Below are 12,889 nucleotides of genomic sequence, written 5' to 3'. Positions count from 1 at the left end.
ACGCAGCCCGGAGCGCAAGATCGCCGCCATCGGCATCCGGGTGATGCGCCAGACCACCATGCACGGCTTCGCGCTGAATGTCACCAGCGACCTGAGTGGCTTCGCCAGGATCGTGCCCTGCGGCATCCCCGACGCGGGGGTTACCTCGCTGGCCGACGAACTGGACGGCCCGGCACCCACTCTGCTGGAGGTCGCCCACCGACTGGAGCCACACTTGACCGAGTTGCTCGCTTTCGGCCCCTACGTCCCTTCGCCTGATGTCGCCGACCTCACCGGCCGCGTGACCCTGGGCCTGACCGTGTGACCCCGGGCCTGCATGAGCGCCCCCACCCTGACCGCATGCCCCTGACCTGACCGAGTAACCACGGGCCTGACCACATAACCCCAGGCCTGACCGCATGGCCCCACCTGACCCATGGCTTCCGACCTGACCGAGTAACCTTGGGCCTCCAGGAGCGCCCCCACCCTGACCGCGTAACGCTGAGTAACGCCGACTGTGGCTGACCGCCTCAGCCCGACCATCCAGCTCGCCGGACAAGCATTGCCCAATGCGTGACGGCTACGCTGATCGGCTGCTTACCTGAACTCCCGCGCCGCTGCCTGTGAGGGTCGGGAGTGTCATCCGGCCCTCACCAAGTGTTCCGCTGTTGATATGTGTTGGCTGCCCGCAGGCATGGCTGTCCCCTGGCTACCGGGTTCAGGGTCGGTAGCGATGGTGGCGCTCCCAGCCGCGGCCACGATCGACCTCAGCGCGACCGTCCGGTGCACGTCGGAACCGCCACTTCCGCTGGTGAGCGTCGTGGTGGTGAGCCGAACACAACAGATAGCCCTGGTTCAGGTCGGTCTTTCCACCGTCGGCGAACGGCAACCCACCGTGGTGAGCCTCGCACCACGCCGGTGGACGATCACACCCGGGCGCCACGCACCCCCCGTCCATGACTGCCAGGGCATCGCGCTGTGCGGCAGAGAACAACCGCTGGCTTCTACCCAGCTCCACCGGAATTCCGGCACCTCCCAGCACGGCGGGCAGGATCCCGTGGGAGCACGCCAGCCTGCGCAACTGACCGGCCGAGATCCGTTCCCCGGTGGCCAGCGTGGCAGGGGTGGCGGAGCGAAGCTTGGCTTCGTCGATGGTGATCACGATCCGGGCCGGGGTGCCGCCGGTGGTCGGCAGGCCATCGGTGGGCAGGTGTTCGATCAACGCCATCAGTGCCTCGCCCGCTTTGCGGTCGTAGGGCTTGTCGTTCTCGACTTCGGCTCGTGCCCGCTCGAGTCGGCTCAGCCGCAGCTGCTCAAGGTGGGAGCGCCGCGGGGCGGCGAACGCATCGACGACCGTCTTCAACATTCTGGCCTGGAGTTCAGGCAGCACGAACCTGCCCTGCCAGGTGCCGTCGTGGTTGTCCCACATCGACAACGACGCCCGGCTGCGGGCGCGGGTCTCCGCTCGGGTCAACAGCTGATCCTCGTAGGCATCCACCGCTTCAACCTCGTCGTACAACTCGGTGATCCTCCGGGCCCGGGTGGTCAGATCCTTCGGTGACAGGCTCGCGGCGTCGACGATGAGCTGCGCTTCAGCCAACCGACGCTGCTCGGGGTTGACCTGCTCCGGAAGTTGCCGCAACGCGGCACCGATCACCATGGCATGAGGCAGCGAAATCCTGCCATCCGCCGCTGCCCGCTCTGCAGCGCTGGCTGCCGCCAGGACACGCGCGTCCTTGATCTCCCGATGCGCGGTGGCAGCATCCAGGCCGAAGTCGCCAGCCAGCAGTTGGCTGGCCTGCCGGGTCGGTACCAGCCGATCGACCGCCCGCACCGCCGCGCTCACATGGGTGCGCAGCATCGACTCCAGGGTACGCAGCGCCATCGCGGTGCGCCGAGCCTCGGCGGGAGTCTGATCGGAGTAGGCGGCCAGAGGGATCGCGGCCACCAGCGCGTGCAGCTGACTCAGCCGGGCCTCCAACTGGCTGCTCTCGACGGGTTGCGCGACCACAATTCCCTCCTTCCCGATTCAAACAACTGTTCGATATCTTAGTCGAAGCTACGCTCTCTCACCACCCCAAAACCGCTTACCACCAAGGTTTTCGTGGGGTAGAACTACCCTGTGGATAACCCGGGCTGACCCCATGAACTGTCAGACCGCCGTGCCTGGGCGACCAACGACCAACGACCAACGACCAACGACCAACGACCAACGACGACACAACAGCAGGTCGGTAGCCGCCCGTCCGGGCTGATCATGCGCCTCGCGCGGTGATTGGCGATGACTGGCAGCCCCAGGCCCGAAGTCCGGCATGATCGCCTGACCCGATATCGCACGTGGTGACTAACCGGCCCCGAAGACCACCATGGTCGCCTGGTTCGGCGCCCACCCGGCGATCGATGGGCCCAGGGACAACGCCGGACATCGCGAACTCAGCTCTGACCCCCGGCTCCTCACACAGCCCTCGAGGTCAGCCCGCCCCAGAATCCCGAAGCGCGGCGACGCCGGAGAAGCCGCCGCCGTCCCGGGGTTCGGGGCGCTGCGCCCGAACCGATAGAATGCCCCGGTGACGGTAACCGAGCCACGACGCCTGCTGCGCCTTGAGGTGCGCAATGCGCAGACCCCGATCGAGCGCAAGCCGTCCTGGATCAAGACCACCGCCACCATGGGGCCTGACTACCGCGACCTGCAGCAGCTGGTGAAGTCCGAGGGCCTGCACACGGTCTGCCAGGAAGCTGGCTGCCCGAACATCTTCGAGTGCTGGCAGGACCGCGAGGCCACCTTCCTGATCGGTGGCGACTCCTGCACCCGGCGCTGCGATTTCTGCCAGATCGAGTCCCGCAAGCCGTCCGGCTACGACACCGGTGAGCCGAGGCGCGTCGCCGAGTCGGTGAGGACGATGGGATTGCGCTACGCCACCGTCACCGGGGTCTGCCGGGACGACCTGGACGACGGCGGCTCCTGGCTCTACGCCGAGACCATCCGCACGATCCACGAACTGAACCCGGGGGTCGGGGTGGAGATGCTCGCCCCCGACTTCAACAACGCCGACGAATGGCTCGACCCGCTGTTCGAGACCCGTCCCGAGGTCTTTGCGCACAATGTCGAGACCGTGCCGCGGATCTTCCGGCGGATCCGGCCGGGCTTCAACTACGAGCGTTCGCTGGCCGTCCTGACCAAGTCTCGCGCCAAGGGCCTGATCACCAAGTCGAACCTGATCCTGGGGATGGGCGAGACCCGCGAGGAGGTCTCAGTCACGCTGCGCGACCTGCACGACGCCGGCACCGAGCTGATCACCATCACGCAGTACCTGCGCCCGTCCGTCCACCACCATCCGATCGACCGCTGGGTGACCCCGCAGGAGTTCGACGAACTCGCCGCCGAAGCGAACGAGATCGGCTTCGCCGGCGTCATGAGCGGCCCACTGGTGAGATCCTCCTACCGGGCGGGCCGGCTGTACCGCCAGGCGATCGAAGGTCGGCAACAGCACAACGACGAACAACCCCGCAAGCAGCGGGACGAGCAAGGAATCCGGAGCGCGTAATGGCGAAGAGCGAGCGGGCCAAGGAGCTGGCCGCCAAGCAGAAGGCCGAGGTCCAGGCCCTCAAACAGGCCAAGAAGAACTCGGACAACCCCAAGGACTGGGGCTGGTTCAAGCAGGTCAAGGAGACCTACCGGGTCACCGCCCAGGTCGATCCGCAGCTGACCTGGTACCTGCTCGGCGCCGGGCTCGGCGTGGCGGTGGTCATCTCGCTGATCGGCATCTTCCTGCCGCCGTGGTGGATGTGGCTGATCACTGGCGTCCTCGGCGGCCTGATCGCCGCCATGTACCTGCTGCTGAACCGGGCCAAGAAGGCCACGTTCAAGCGCTACGAGGGTCAACCAGGGGCCGCCGAGGTGGCGCTCAGCATGCTCGACAAGAAGAAGTGGGACTACACCGCGGCGATCACCGCCACCCGGCAGTACGACATCGTGCACCGGGCTGTCGGCCCGTCCGGCGTCGTCCTGATCGGCGAGGGTTCACCGGCCCGGCTGAAGACCCTGCTCGCCTCCGAGCAGAAGAAGCACGAGCAGGTCGCCTACGGGGTGCCGGTGAGCACCGTCATCATGGGCGACGGCGAGGGCCAGGTTCCGCTGGCCAAGCTCGCCGATCATCTCAAGAAGATGCCGAAGGCGCTGCAGAAGGTGCAGCAGGCAGAGGTCAAGCAGCGGCTCAAGGCGCTGGACGCGGTGCGTCCGCGGGTGCCGCTGCCGCGTGGACCGATGCCGTCCATGAAGGGCATGAACCGCGCGATGCGCGGGCGCTGAGGTTGCGCAATTCCGTGCGGCGCCCGCTCCGCGTTGCCGGTGAGGCCGGGGGCCGCTGATGGCGACCCCGCTGGTGGTCGCCGAGTCGTTACACCTGGAGTACCCCACCAAGGTGGTCTTCGACGGCCTGACACTGGGTGTCGAGGAGGGTGACCGGATCGGCATCGTCGGACGCAACGGCGACGGCAAGTCGAGTCTGCTGGGGTTGCTGAGCGGCCTGACCAGGCCGCAGTCGGGCCGGGTGGTGCGGCGCGGCGGCGTCCGCTTCGGGGTGCTGGCCCAGGGCGACGACCTCGATCCCGCGGCGACAGTTGGTCATACCATCGTCGGGACCCGTCCCGAACACGAGTGGGCGGGCAGCCCTGCGATCCGGGAGGTGATCACCGGGCTGGTGGCCGACATCGACTGGACGGCGACGGTCGGCGAGCTGAGCGGCGGCCAGCGCCGCCGGGTGTCCCTGGCTGCGCTGCTGGTCGGCGACTGGGACGTGATCGCGCTGGACGAGCCGACCAACCACCTGGACATCGAGGGCATCGCCTGGCTGGCCGAACACCTGAAGAACCGCTGGGCACGCAACAGTGGCGGACTGCTGGTGGTCACCCACGACCGCTGGTTCCTGGACGAGGTGGCAACCTCGACCTGGGAGGTGCACGACGGCGTCGTCGAGCCGTTTGAGGGCGGCTACGCGGCCTACGTGCTGCAGCGGGTGGAACGCGACCGGATCGCGGCGGCCACCGAGGCCAAGCGGCAGAACCTGATGCGCAAGGAGCTGGCCTGGTTGCGTCGCGGCGCCCCGGCCCGCACCAGCAAGCCGAAGTTCCGGATCGACGCGGCCACCGTGCTGATCGAGGACGTGCCGCCGATTCGCAACCCGCTCGAACTGCAGCGGCTGGCGGTCGCCCGGCTGGGCAAGGACGTGGTCGATCTCGAGGACGCCGGGGTCAGCTACGGCGACAATGAGGTGCTGCGGGACGTCACCTGGCGGATCGCACCGGGCGAGCGGACCGGCATCGTCGGGGCCAACGGCAGCGGCAAGTCCACCCTGCTGGGGCTGATCTCGGGCGACGTCAGACCCACCAGCGGCCGGGTGAAGCGCGGAAAGACCGTCCGGCTCGGGCTGCTCGACCAGCAGTTCTCCCAGCTCGCCGAGATCGGGGACGACCGGGTCCGCGAGGTGCTGGCCCGCACCCGGACTACCTTCACCGTGGACGGCAGGGACCTCACCCCCGCCCAACTGCTGGAGCGGCTGGGCTTCGCCCGGGAGCACCTCGCCACCCGGGTTGCCGAGCTCTCCGGCGGCCAGAAGCGGCGGCTGCAACTGCTGCTGCTCCTGCTCGACGAACTCAACCTGATCTGCCTGGACGAACCGACCAACGACGTCGACGCAGAGATGCTGGCGGCAATGGAGGACCTGCTGGACTCCTGGCCGGGCACGCTGATCGTGGTTTCTCACGACCGCTATCTGGTGGAGCGGGTGACCGACCAGCAGTACGCCATCCTGGACGGCCACCTGCGGCACCTGCCCGGCGGCGTGGATGAGTACCTGCGGCTCCGCCGCGACCAGGCCGCCGCACCCGTCCCGGCGTCCCGGGCGTCCGCCCCCGCGCAGGCCGGCACCCATCCCTCCCTCTCCGGTGCCGAGCGCCGCGCCGTGCAGAAGGAGCTCTCCGCTGTCGAGCGCCGGCTCGGCAGGCTCGGCACCGACATCGACGCCGTCCACCAGAAGATGGCCGCCCATGACCACAGCGACTACCAGGGCCTGCAGGAGCTGACCGAGAAGGTCCGTTCACTGACGGACGAGGCCGCCGGCCTGGAGGAACGCTGGCTGGAACTCTCCGAACAACTCGACTGATCCCGGCCCCCGCCCCACGAACTGGTGGCCGAGTTGCGATGAGTCCTTGACAATATTTTTTGTCAAGGCTTACGGTGAAGACATGGAGGACGTCCAGGTACTCAGCAACACCGCCGCCGTGGAGGCGGCGCTCGACCCGATCCGGGCCGCCGTCCTCAACGCCTTGACGGAGCCTGGATCGGCGACCACGATCGCGGCGGCGGTCGGGCTGACCCGGCAGAAGGTCAACTACCACCTGCGGGCGCTGGAGGCCCACGGGCTGGTCGAGCCGACCGAGACCCGCAGCTGGGGCGGCATCACCGAGCGCTTCGTGCGCCGCTCTGCGCGCCAACTCATGGTCTCCCCCGACGTCCTCCAGAGCACGGCCATCGACCCTGACCAGGTCGCCGACCAGCTCTCGGCCGGCTATCTGGTGGCGGTGAACGCCCGGGCCGTGTCCGAGGTGGGAGCGATCGCCCACGACGCCGGCGACGCCAGGCGGCTGCCGACCCTGACCATCGACACCGTGATCGGGTTCGCCTCGCCGGAGGACCGCGCTGCCTTCGCCGCCGAGTTGCAGTCGGCGGTCGCCGGCCTGGTCGCCCGGTACCACCACGACGACGGACGGCCGCACCGGCTGACCGTCTCGTCCTATCCCCGTCCGAGAGAAGAGGCATCATGAGCAGTCCGAACCAGCCGGAGCGCGTCGAGCACCGCGCGGAGCGCCGCTACCAGGTCGCTGCCACTCCCGATCAGGTGTGGCAGGCAATCGCAACCGCTGAGGGCATCTCGTCGTGGATGGTGCCGACCCGGCTCGACCCACGGGTGGGCGGGGAGATCTCCTTCGACCTCGGCGAGATCACCTCGACCGGGACGGTCACCGACCACACCCCCACCCGTCGCTTCGCCTACCAGGAGCCCTGGCCGATCGCCGACCGTGCGGACGAGGTGCCGGCCGGGATGCTCGCGTGGTTCGACCGGATCGGCGTTCCGCTGTCCGAGGTGTACGACGATCTCCGGCTGGTCACGCCGATCGCGACCGAGTTCCTCATCGAAGCCACCTCCGGCGGCAGTTGCGTGATTCGCATCGTCACCAGCGCCTACGGGAGCGGTGCGGACTGGGAGAATGAGTTCTTCGCCGAGATGGTCGCCAGCACCATTCCGATCTGGGACGGGCTCGCCGCGCACTTCGCCGGGGCGGTCCAGCCATGACCGGGGCGGGCAGGCCCGGCGCAATCACCGTCACCGCCGTCCAGGTCGGCGACCTGCCGGGCGTGGAACTGCCGGTCTACGTCCACCTCATCGACCACCCGGACGCCCGCGTCCTGGTCGACACCGGCCTGACCCGGCTCCACCCCGCGATCGCCGACATGGAGCCCCGGTTGCACCCCGTGGCCCAGTGGGGCTTCGACCCCGAGGACATCGACATCGTGGTCAACACCCATCTGCATTTCGACCACTGCGGCGGCAACCACCTGTTCGTCGGCCGGCCCATCCACGTCCAGCGACAGGAACTCGACGACGCCCGCGGTCAGGACGACTACACCATCGGCGCGTGGGTGGACCCGCCCGACCTGACGCTGCAGTATGTCCCGGCCGAGAGTGAACACGAACTGCTGCCCGGAGTGCGCCTTCTGCTCGCACCGGGCCACACCCGCGGCAGCCAGATCGTGGTCGTGGAGACCGGCGCACAGCCGATCGTCGTCGCCGGTGACACGGCCGTCTGGGCCGGTGAGCTGGACGACCCGCACACCGAGGGGCAGCGGCTGATCCGCGCCCTCGACCCGCAGTTGGTCTGGCTCTCACACGCGCACGAACCCTGGCGTCCGGGGTCGCCGACGGCCGAGTGACCAGCAGCACGCCGCCCACCCCGGCCGGTGACCTGCACAAACCGGGCAATCCCGGCCACTCGCGTGCAATATCCACGCGAGGCACCCGGTTCGCCCGGTTTGTGCGAGAGATCGGCCGCGAGCAGGCTCGGCGGATCGCCCGCGCCCTGGTTGACCGACGCTTTCCCCCGAGGCGGCCTTCCCCTTCTGCTGGATGACCCACCGCCCGTCCGGCCGGTTTGCAGCCCAGAGCAGTGGCTTGCCTCCTCAGTATTCAGTGTTACTATCTACCAGTAGTCAGTGACAGTGAGTAGTGAGGAGGCCCAGTGGGCAAGCAGATCACCGAGATGCTCAAGGGCACCCTGGAGGGCCTCGTGCTGGCCATCCTCGCGCTGCGGCCGGCATATGGGTACGAGATCACCGCCTGGCTGCGGGAGCAGGGCTTCACCGAGATCGCCGAGGGCACCATCTACGCGCTGCTGGTCAGGATCGAGCAGCGCGGCCTGGTCGACGTCGAGAAGGTTCCGTCCCAGATCGGGCCGCCCCGCAAGGTGTACTCGCTCAACTCCCACGGCCGCGACTACCTGGACGAGTTCTGGGGGACATGGAGCTTCCTGTCGGACCGGCTCGCACAACTGCGCGAAGGAGAGAAATGAAGAACTTCATCGAAATCGTGACCGGAGACCTCGGCGAGAAGAAGCGCTGGCGGCAGTACAAGGCGCGCGCCGCCGCACTCCCCCACCCGTATCGCACCACCGTCGCCGCCATCGAGCGATACCTGCTGCACGCGGGCTCACAGGGCTACGACGCATCGATGCAGTTGTGGGAGGACCTTGCCGACCTGTTCGAGCGGGCCGCCGCCGATCACACGCCGATCCGCGACATCGTCGGCGTCGATCCGGTCGAGTTCGCCGACACATTCGCGTCGAACTACGGCACCAGAGACTGGCGCACCCGCGAGCAGCGCCGCCTCCGCTCCACCATCGCCGAGGCAGAGCAGGGCGGGCCGGAGCAATGACTGAACCTGCGATCAAGGTGCGCGGGCTGGCGAAGTCGTTCCAGGACGTGGAGGTGCTGCGCGGCGTCGACCTCGATGTGGAACCGGGCACCATCGTCGCCCTGCTCGGCTCGAACGGCGCCGGCAAGACCACCCTGGTCAGGATCCTCGCGACCCTGCTGCAGGCCGACGGCGGCCGCGCCGAGGTCAACGGCTTCGACACCGCCAGGCAGGCGGCAGACGTCCGCGCCTCGATCAGCCTCACCGGCCAGTTCGCCGCGGTCGACGACCTCCTCACCGGGCGCGAGAACCTCATCCTGGTCGCGCGGCTGCGCCACCTTCCAGGCGCCGGCGCGATCGCGTCCAACCTGCTGGACAGATTCGGGCTCACCGCCGCCGCCGAGCGCAGGGTGTCGACCTACTCGGGAGGTATGCGCCGCCGCCTCGACATCGCGATGAGCCTGATCGGGAACCCGCCGGTGGTCTTCCTCGACGAACCGACCACCGGGCTCGACCCCCAGGCCCGCCTCGAGGTGTGGGCGTCGGTGCGCGAACTCGCCGCGAACGGGACCACCGTCCTGCTCACCACCCAGTACCTGGACGAGGCCGAGCAACTCGCCGATCGGATCGCGATCCTGCACGACGGCCGGATCATCGTCCGCGGCACCCTCGCCGAGCTCAAGGCCTTGCTCCCACCCGCCAGGGTCGAGTACGTCGAGCGGCAACCCACCCTGGAGGATGTCTTCCTCGCTCTGGTGGGCGAACCGGAGCAGAACTGATGTCCAGCCACGTCCTCACCGACACCACCGTGCTCACCGGACGGTCCCTGCGCCACATCCTGCGCAGCCCGGACACGATCATCACCACGGTGCTGATGCCGGTTGCCATCATGCTGCTGTTCGTCTACGTGTTCGGCGGCGCCATCGCTACCGGGGCGAACACGCCCTACGTCACCTACCTGCTGCCGGGGATCCTGCTGATCACCATCGCCTCGGGTGTCACCTACACCGCCGTCCGACTGTTCGGTGATCTGAAGAGCGGCATCGTCGACCGGTTCGGCTCCCTGCCGATCGCGCGGACGTCGGTGCTGTGGGCCCACGTCCTGACCTCCCTGGTCGCCAACCTGGTCGCGGTAGCCGCGGTCGTCGGCGTCGCGGTGGTGATGGGCTTTCGCACCAGCGCTGGCGTGCTGTCCTGGCTCGCGGTCGCCGGCATCCTGGTCCTGTTCACGCTGGCACTGACCTGGCTGGCTGTCACTCCCGGGCTGACCGCCAGCTCGATGGACGGTGCCAGTGCCTTCGCCTACCCGCTGATCTTCCTGCCCTTCCTCAGTTCCGCCTTCGTCCCCACCGCCGCCATGCCCGGACCGGTACGGGTCTTCGCCGAATACCAGCCGACGACCGCCATCGTGGACGCGCTGCGCGCCCTGCTCACCGGTCAGCCCGTCGGGGCCGAGCTGTGGGTCGCGCTCGCCTGGCTGGTGGGCATCCTGCTTGTCGCCTGGGTGCTGGCAATGGTCGCCTACCGGCGGCGCACCCGCTGAAGTCCTGCGTCCACCGCCAACTCCACCGCTCAAACCTGTCCGACCCTCCCCTGCCCGACGTTGCGCGTGAACGGGAAGGCAGCGGGACGCAGGGACGTCTCTCGGTGGAGGCTGGTCAGCCGTGCCCGGCTGCGCGCACGTAGCGCTCGGCCAACTCCCGCACCTGGGCGGTCAACTCCGGTGGCTCCAACACCTCGAAGTCGGCATCAAGGAAGCCGACGTAGACCGCGATCGTCTCCAGGTGGTCGGCACCGGTGACCAGCACGCAGCTGTCGGTGTCCACGGCCTCGACCACCCCGACAGCCGGGCTGATCTTCTGGCTCACCACGGACGCGGGCGCGTGCACCAACAGCCGTGCCCGCACCCGGAAGCCGGCCGCCGAGACAGTGCGCGCCACCCAGACGACCGGGTCCTCGGGCAACTCGCGCGGGGTGAACCTCGGCCCGGACGGGGACCACAGGTGGCCGATCCGGTCGACCCGGAAGGTGCGCCAGTCGGCCCGGCCGAGGTCCCAGGCGACCAGGTACCAGCGCCGCCCCCAGACCACCAGTCGCACCGGCTCGACCCGCCGCATCGTCTCCTCCCCACCGTGCGCGACGTAGTCGAACCGCAGCACCTCGTGATCACGCACAGCCAGGCTCAGCCCCGCGACCAGGTCGGCGTCCACGGCCGGAGCCGGTGCGTCAGGCGGGATGGCGACCACCGAAGCGGCGACCGCGGAAACCCGGCCACGCAGCCGGGCCGGCATCACCTGCTCCAGCTTGACCAGCGCACGCGCCGAGGCCTCCTCGATCCCGGTGACCGGCGAGCGGGCGGCGGTGCGCAGCCCGACCGCGATCGCAACCGCCTCCTCGTCGTCCAGCAGCAGTGGCGGCAGGTCAGCCCCGGACGCCAGCCGGTAGCCACCAACACTGCCCCGGGTGGCGTCCACCGGGTAGCCGAGCGCCCGCAGCCGATCGATGTCGCGACGCACCGTCCGCTCGCTCACCTCGAGGCGCGCGGACAACTCCGGGCCGGTCCACTCCCGGCGAACCTGCAGCAGGCTGAGTAACTGGAGCAGTCGAGCGGAGGTCTCCCACATGTCTCCACGATTCTCCCACATACAGGACAGAACTTGACCTAAAAGGGCAGGAGGCTTGATTCCAGAGCAGCTCACCGGGAGCCGCACCCAGCCAGGAGGCCGATCCTCATGACCACCGACACCGACACCGACACAACAGCGTTCACCCCCGCCGATATCCGGCCCTTCACCGTCACGATCGACGACGCGGCGGTTGCCGACCTGCGCGACCGTCTGGCTCACACCCGCTGGCCGGTCGAGGCCGACGGGGCCGGCACCGACTTCGGCCTACCGCTGGAGGTTGCCCGCGACTGGGCTGCCCGCTGGTCCGATGTCGACTTTGCGGCGCTGCAGGCCCGGCTCAACCGGTTCCCGCAGTTCATCACCGAGGTGGACAGCCAGCGCATCCACTTCTGGCACGTCCGCTCGTCGCAGCCGGACGCGCTCCCGCTGCTCTTGCTGCACGGCTGGCCGGCGACCGTCCTGGAGTTCGAGCACGTGATCGCGCTGCTGACCGAACCCGACGACGGCCGGCAGGCCTTCGACGTGGTGGTGCCGAGCATCCTCGGCACCGGCTTCAGTGGTCCGACCAGGCAGGTCGGCTGGGACGCGGCGCGGACCGCCGCCGCCCTCGACACCCTGATGAACCGGCTCGGCTACGCCAACTATGGAGCGGCCGGCAATGACCTCGGCGCCCTGGTCGCCCGCGAACTCGGGATCCTCGCCCCGCCCGGGCTGCTGGGCGTCCACGTGCTGCAGTTCTTCGCCTTTCCTTCGGGGGACGAGGCAGAGTCGGCCCGACTCACTCCCGAGGACTGGGCCAGCCTGCAGGGCGGGACCACCGCCCAGTTCCAGGCAAAGGCTGGCTATCAGGACATGCAGATCAAGCGTCCGGCGACCGTCGGGTACGCACTGGACGACTCTCCTGCCGGTGCTCTCACCTGGAACGGCGACTTCTGGAGCGGCTGGGGCGACGGCGCGGCGTCGGTCGACGTCGAGGACTTCCTGAGGCACCTGTCCGTCTACTGGTTCACCCAGACTTCCGGCTCGGCCGCCCGGCTCTACCGGGAGAACGCTCTGACCGGCGCCGGCTACCGCGACCTGCCGATCAGCGTGCCCGTCGCGGTCGCCGTCCCGCCCGAGGACTACCGCTCGATCCGTGCCTGCGTCGAGCGCAGCGCCAACCTGGTCCGCTACACCGAACTGCCGCGTGGCGGGCACTTCGCCTACCTCACCGACCCCGACCTGGTTGTCGGGGACCTGCGCGAGTTCTTCGGCTCGCTCTGAGGCCTTGACTCACCAGCGCGGCACCAGGTGCGGGGGTTCTTCGCGACAACGTCG

The 12,889-nt window shown here is 68.9% G+C and carries 14 protein-coding genes; 12 read left to right on the top strand and 2 right to left on the bottom strand.

Annotation, left to right across the window (positions count from 1 at the left end):
- On the top strand, positions 1–304 hold a 304-nt coding region (locus VB080_RS13290), incomplete at its 5' end, for a lipoyl protein ligase domain-containing protein (RefSeq protein ID WP_416339642.1).
- Positions 305–697: 393 nt separating this feature from the next.
- Here the strand turns inward: VB080_RS13290 and VB080_RS13285 are convergent.
- Entirely contained in the window at positions 698–1,990 is a 1,293-nt protein-coding gene (locus VB080_RS13285) for an HNH endonuclease signature motif containing protein (protein ID WP_323418932.1), read from the bottom strand.
- Positions 1,991–2,546: 556 nt separating this feature from the next.
- Here VB080_RS13285 and lipA point away from each other — a divergent pair.
- The 10 genes from lipA (at position 2,547) to VB080_RS13235 (ending at position 10,488) form a co-directional block, all read left to right on the top strand.
- Positions 2,547–3,524: a lipoyl synthase gene (lipA, locus tag VB080_RS13280; protein ID WP_323418931.1), complete on the top strand. Its 978-nt coding sequence runs from the start codon at positions 2,547–2,549 to the stop codon at positions 3,522–3,524.
- Positions 3,524–4,288, top strand: coding sequence for a DUF4191 domain-containing protein (locus VB080_RS13275; RefSeq protein WP_323418930.1), 765 nt, complete (start codon positions 3,524–3,526; stop codon positions 4,286–4,288). The genes lipA and VB080_RS13275 overlap by 1 nt, the downstream gene beginning before the upstream one ends.
- 58 nt (positions 4,289–4,346) lie before the next feature.
- A complete protein-coding gene (locus VB080_RS13270; protein ID WP_323418929.1) occupies positions 4,347–6,140 on the top strand; it encodes an ABC-F family ATP-binding cassette domain-containing protein in 1,794 nt (597 codons plus the stop codon).
- Between the two features lie 82 nt (positions 6,141–6,222).
- Positions 6,223–6,801: a helix-turn-helix domain-containing protein gene (locus tag VB080_RS13265; RefSeq protein WP_323418928.1), complete on the top strand. Its 579-nt coding sequence runs from the start codon at positions 6,223–6,225 to the stop codon at positions 6,799–6,801.
- Complete coding sequence (locus VB080_RS13260; RefSeq protein WP_323418927.1) at positions 6,798–7,331, top strand: SRPBCC domain-containing protein; 534 nt, start codon at positions 6,798–6,800, stop codon at positions 7,329–7,331. Before VB080_RS13265 ends, VB080_RS13260 begins: the two co-directional genes overlap by 4 nt.
- Complete coding sequence (locus VB080_RS13255) at positions 7,328–7,969, top strand: MBL fold metallo-hydrolase (RefSeq protein WP_323418926.1); 642 nt, start codon at positions 7,328–7,330, stop codon at positions 7,967–7,969. Before VB080_RS13260 ends, VB080_RS13255 begins: the two co-directional genes overlap by 4 nt.
- Before the next feature lie 305 nt (positions 7,970–8,274).
- Positions 8,275–8,604 (top strand): PadR family transcriptional regulator, encoded by a 330-nt coding sequence (locus tag VB080_RS13250; protein WP_323418925.1) that lies wholly within the window; start codon positions 8,275–8,277, stop codon positions 8,602–8,604.
- Entirely contained in the window at positions 8,601–8,966 is a 366-nt protein-coding gene (locus tag VB080_RS13245; RefSeq protein ID WP_323418924.1) for a DUF1048 domain-containing protein, read from the top strand. The genes VB080_RS13250 and VB080_RS13245 overlap by 4 nt, the downstream gene beginning before the upstream one ends.
- The gene (locus tag VB080_RS13240) at positions 8,963–9,724 is read left to right on the top strand and encodes an ABC transporter ATP-binding protein (protein ID WP_323418923.1); all 762 of its coding nucleotides are present in this window, start codon (positions 8,963–8,965) and stop codon (positions 9,722–9,724) included. The genes VB080_RS13245 and VB080_RS13240 overlap by 4 nt, the downstream gene beginning before the upstream one ends.
- Positions 9,724–10,488 (top strand): ABC transporter permease, encoded by a 765-nt coding sequence (locus VB080_RS13235; protein ID WP_323418922.1) that lies wholly within the window; start codon positions 9,724–9,726, stop codon positions 10,486–10,488. The genes VB080_RS13240 and VB080_RS13235 overlap by 1 nt, the downstream gene beginning before the upstream one ends.
- 115 nt (positions 10,489–10,603) lie before the next feature.
- Here VB080_RS13235 and VB080_RS13230 read toward each other — a convergent pair whose 3' ends face one another.
- A complete protein-coding gene (locus tag VB080_RS13230) occupies positions 10,604–11,569 on the bottom strand; it encodes a YafY family protein (protein ID WP_323418921.1) in 966 nt (321 codons plus the stop codon).
- Positions 11,570–11,677: 108 nt separating this feature from the next.
- On the opposite strand from VB080_RS13230, the gene VB080_RS13225 reads away from it, so the two are divergent.
- Positions 11,678–12,835, top strand: coding sequence for an epoxide hydrolase (locus tag VB080_RS13225; protein WP_323418920.1), 1,158 nt, complete (start codon positions 11,678–11,680; stop codon positions 12,833–12,835).
- The last annotated feature ends 54 nt before the right edge of the window (positions 12,836–12,889 follow it).

Origin of the sequence: Propionicimonas sp. (assembly GCF_034927565.1) — a bacterium.
Classification (GTDB): Bacteria; Actinomycetota; Actinomycetes; order Propionibacteriales; family Propionibacteriaceae; genus Propionicimonas.
The sequence above is the reverse complement of the archived record's forward strand: the minus strand, read 5'-3'. Positions and strand labels throughout refer to the sequence as shown.

Coding starts and splice junctions, on each gene's coding strand:
- VB080_RS13240 (WP_323418923.1), top strand. CDS start 8,963: ATGACTGAACCTGCGATCAAGGTGCGCGGGCTGGCGAAGTCGTTCCAG.
- VB080_RS13235 (WP_323418922.1), top strand. CDS start 9,724: ATGTCCAGCCACGTCCTCACCGACACCACCGTGCTCACCGGACGGTCC.
- VB080_RS13245 (WP_323418924.1), top strand. CDS start 8,601: ATGAAGAACTTCATCGAAATCGTGACCGGAGACCTCGGCGAGAAGAAG.
- VB080_RS13230 (WP_323418921.1), bottom strand. CDS start 11,569: ATGTGGGAGACCTCCGCTCGACTGCTCCAGTTACTCAGCCTGCTGCAG.
- VB080_RS13270 (WP_323418929.1), top strand. CDS start 4,347: ATGGCGACCCCGCTGGTGGTCGCCGAGTCGTTACACCTGGAGTACCCC.
- VB080_RS13260 (WP_323418927.1), top strand. CDS start 6,798: ATGAGCAGTCCGAACCAGCCGGAGCGCGTCGAGCACCGCGCGGAGCGC.
- VB080_RS13225 (WP_323418920.1), top strand. CDS start 11,678: ATGACCACCGACACCGACACCGACACAACAGCGTTCACCCCCGCCGAT.
- VB080_RS13275 (WP_323418930.1), top strand. CDS start 3,524: ATGGCGAAGAGCGAGCGGGCCAAGGAGCTGGCCGCCAAGCAGAAGGCC.
- VB080_RS13265 (WP_323418928.1), top strand. CDS start 6,223: ATGGAGGACGTCCAGGTACTCAGCAACACCGCCGCCGTGGAGGCGGCG.
- VB080_RS13255 (WP_323418926.1), top strand. CDS start 7,328: ATGACCGGGGCGGGCAGGCCCGGCGCAATCACCGTCACCGCCGTCCAG.